This is a genomic window from Streptomyces sp. NPDC044704 (assembly GCF_056433525.1).
The window spans coordinates 1-3,357 of sequence record NZ_JBWKGY010000046.1 but is presented as its reverse complement, the minus strand read 5'-3'; the positions used below and the strand labels follow the sequence as shown (position 1 = coordinate 3,357).

Below are 3,357 nucleotides of genomic sequence, written 5' to 3'. Positions count from 1 at the left end.
AGCACCTCGACGAGAAGGTCGCCCGACTCCACCTCGACGCCCTCGGCGTCAAGCTCACCACCCTGCGCCCCGAGCAGGCCGCCTACATCGGCGTCAAGGTCGAGGGCCCGTACAAGCCCGACCACTACCGCTACTGATCACGGCCCCGATCAGCGGCACAGGCTGAAAGCAGGCCCCCGGCACCCGTGCCGGGGGCCTGCCCCGTATCCCGAGCCCCCATCCCAGAAAGCCCGTCGATGCCACGCGGCCGGTATTCGCTCCACGATCCCCACGACCACGCCCCCCTCGGCGAGGAGCACTTCCACTGCGCGCCCGGCCCGTCCGGCTGGCGCTACGTCGCCCAGCTGACCCACCCCGACGGCGAACACCGCGGCTCCGTCGACCTCGCCGTCGACGAACTCGGCCGCCCCATCCGCCTGGAACTGAACGCCGGGGGCTGGCAGGTCCGCGGCGCCGCCATCGACGGCGTCACCTGGGTCCGCACCGACCCCACCGGCACCGAGGCCACCGAAGGCAACGTCCAGGCCCCCGGATTCACCGGCACCTCACCGGCCTTCCTCATCGCGACGTCCCGCCTGCTGCGCCCCGCCCCCGGCGCCCCCGCCACGCGCGTCCGCCTCGTCACCCTCACCGACCCGGTCCTCGCGGCCCGTACGGTCGACCAGGCCTGGGCCCTGCTGCGCCGCGAGGAGCACGCCACGGACAGCGGCCCGCTGCTGGTGGACGAGTACCAGGTGACCGCCCTGGACACCGGCGAGGTCCATACCGTCCACATCGCGGGCGACGTCGTCCTCTCGGCGCCCGGCATCGAACTCGAACACCTGGAGACCCCGCCCTCCACCTTCGAGGACGCCCTCGGGGACGGGTAACCGCTCAGGCGGGCGGCGCGAACCCGGTCTTGGGCGCGGCCGCCACGGGAGGCACGACCGGCGCGACGGGAACCACCGGCGCGGCCGGCGGAACGTACGGCGCCGCCGGCGGGGCCACGGGCGGGAACACCGGCTGCTGCGCCCGTACCGGCGCCTCTGCTCGTACGTGTGCCGGTACGTGCGCCTGCGCCTGGGGCTGTGCCTGTGCCTGCGCCGCGTGTGCGGCCGCGCCGAAGGCCCGGGCCGCGTCCCGGGACTGCCGCTCGTGCACCACCGCCATCAGGAACGCGGCCGCGGGCACCCCGGCCGGCGGCGGCGTCCCGGTCCGGGCCACCACGTCGTCCGCGAGCCGCGCCGCCATCGCGGCGCCGGTCTGCGGGTCCAGCTGGTCCATCCGCGTCAGGTACTGCCGGATCGCGAGCCACAGCCCGTCCGGCACCGCCGACAGGTCCAGGGCCGAGAACCGTCCGGCCAGCCACGGCGGCGGCGGGGGCACCGGCATCACCCGCGCCCCCGGCACCCGCTCCCGGATCACCAGCGTCCCCGCGAACACGTCCCCGACCCGCCGGCCCCGTTCCGACACCAGCGAGGCGATGCAGGCCACCGTCCCGAAGGTCATCAGCAGCTCGACGACCCCCATGGCCCCGCGCACCAGCGCGTGCCGGAACCGGATCGGCCCGCCGTCCTCGCGCACCACCCGCAGCCCACAGGCCAGCTTCCCCAGCGAACGCCCGTGGCTCAGCGTCTCCACGGCGATCGGCACACCGACCATCACCAGCAGGAAGTTCGCCACCGCCAGCGCCGCCTGGGCGGCGTCGTCGAGGCCGGCCGTCGAGACGGCCAGGGTGATGGACACGGCGATGAAACCGGAGACGTACACGGCGAGGTCGAGCAGGATCGCCAGCGCCCGGCTCGGCAGCCTCGCGGTCCGCAGGCCCAGGACGACCGCGTCCCCCGTCACGAGATCGCTCACAAGCACACCTTTCACCGACCTGACCCGCCCCTGTGCGATCCAGTCTGCCAAGCTGACCACAGGAGAAGTAAGCCGAATCGGGTGGCCTGGGGCAGGGGAGCGGTAACCGGATGGATCTCGACGTCTTCGTGGTGGCCCACCAGGCGGAATGGGCCCGTCTGGAGCAGCTCCTCGGCCGCGGCCGGCGGCTCACCGGAGCGGAGGCCGACGAACTCGTCGCGCTCTACCAGCGCACCTCCACCCACCTCTCCCTCGTGCAGTCGAGCGCGCCCGACCCGATGCTGACGGGCCGCCTCACCCAGCTCGTCGCCCGCGCCCGCGCCACGGTGACGGGTACCCGGCGTGCGAGCTGGCGCGACGCGGCCCGCTTCTTCACCGAGGGGTTCCCGGCGGCGGTCTACCGCAGCCGGCGCTGGTGGATACCCACCGCACTGCTCTCCACCGCGCTCGGCGTGCTCATCGGCTGGTGGATAGCCACCCACCCCGAGGTCCAGGGCGCCATCGCCGCCCCGGCCGACCTCAAGGAGCTCACCCGGCCCGGCGGCGAGTACGAGACGTACTACTCCAGCCATCCGGCGGCCTCCTTCGCCGCCCAGGTCTGGACGAACAACGCCCAGGCCGCCGCGATCTGCCTGGTCCTGGGCGCGTTCCTGGGGATCCCCGTCCTCTGGATCCTCTTCCTGAACATGGCCAACCTCGGCGTCGGCATCGGTCTGATGAGCTCCGCCGGCCGCCTCGACGTCTTCCTCGGCCTGATCCTCCCGCACGGGCTGCTCGAACTGACGGCCGTCTTCGTCGCCGCGGGCACCGGCCTGAAGCTGGGCTGGACCGTCATCGACCCGGGCCCCCGCACCCGCCGCACCGCCCTCGCCGAACAGGGCCGCGCCGCCCTCGGCATGGCCATCGGGCTGGCCCTGGTCCTGTTCGTCTCCGGCCTGATCGAGGGCTTCGTCACCCCCTCCGGCCTCCCCACCTGGGCCCGCATCGGCATCGGCATCGCCGCCGAGGCCGCCTTCCTTGTCTACGTGTACGTCCTGGGCGGCCGCGCCGCCCGCGCCGGCGAGGCCGGCGACGTCGAGGAAGCCGACCGCACGGCGACGCTCCCCACCGCCGCCTGATGTGCGTGGGCCCCCGCTGAGCTGCTAGTCTCCTCGTCGTCCCGCAAACACCGTTGACACGGCAGACGCGGGGAGGTAGATTCGAACGGTTGCCTCGAACTGGACAAGTTCGGCAGTGATGGTTTAAAGTCTCATCTCGCCCCCAGGAATTGAATTCCAAGCGGGCACAATCGACTCCACATTCGGATCGTCGGAAGCCGGGAAATCCGGTGGAAAACCTCTGATAGAGTCGGAACCGCCGGAAAGGAAAAGCGCGAAAGCGCAGGACCTGGAAAGCGCCGAGGAAATCGGGCCCGAAAGAGTCTGATAGAGTCGGAAACGCAAGAACACAGAACGAAAGCCCGGAGGAAAACCCGCGAGGGTGAGTACAAAGGAAGCGTCCGTTCCTTGAGAACTC

The 3,357-nt window shown here is 72.0% G+C and carries 4 protein-coding genes; 3 read left to right on the top strand and 1 reads right to left on the bottom strand.

What is annotated here, in order from left to right; all coding sequences use genetic code 11:
- Together AC07B0_RS40275 and AC07B0_RS40270 are read left to right on the top strand one after the other, a co-directional pair.
- A partial coding sequence (locus AC07B0_RS40275; protein ID WP_388686125.1) for an adenosylhomocysteinase occupies nt 1-137 on the top strand: 137 nt, incomplete at its 5' end.
- A gap of 99 nt (nt 138-236) precedes the next feature.
- Nucleotides 237-869: a hypothetical protein gene (locus AC07B0_RS40270; RefSeq protein WP_478900593.1), complete on the top strand. Its 633-nt coding sequence runs from the start codon at nt 237-239 to the stop codon at nt 867-869.
- A 4-nt stretch (nt 870-873) separates the two neighbouring features.
- Here AC07B0_RS40270 and AC07B0_RS40265 read toward each other — a convergent pair whose 3' ends face one another.
- Nucleotides 874-1,842, bottom strand: coding sequence for an RDD family protein (locus AC07B0_RS40265; RefSeq protein WP_478867182.1), 969 nt, complete (start codon nt 1,840-1,842; stop codon nt 874-876).
- A 110-nt stretch (nt 1,843-1,952) separates the two neighbouring features.
- Between AC07B0_RS40265 and AC07B0_RS40260 the strand changes: the two genes are divergently transcribed.
- A complete protein-coding gene (locus AC07B0_RS40260; RefSeq protein ID WP_356884284.1) occupies nt 1,953-2,960 on the top strand; it encodes a stage II sporulation protein M in 1,008 nt (335 codons plus the stop codon).
- The last annotated feature ends 397 nt before the right edge of the window (nt 2,961-3,357 follow it).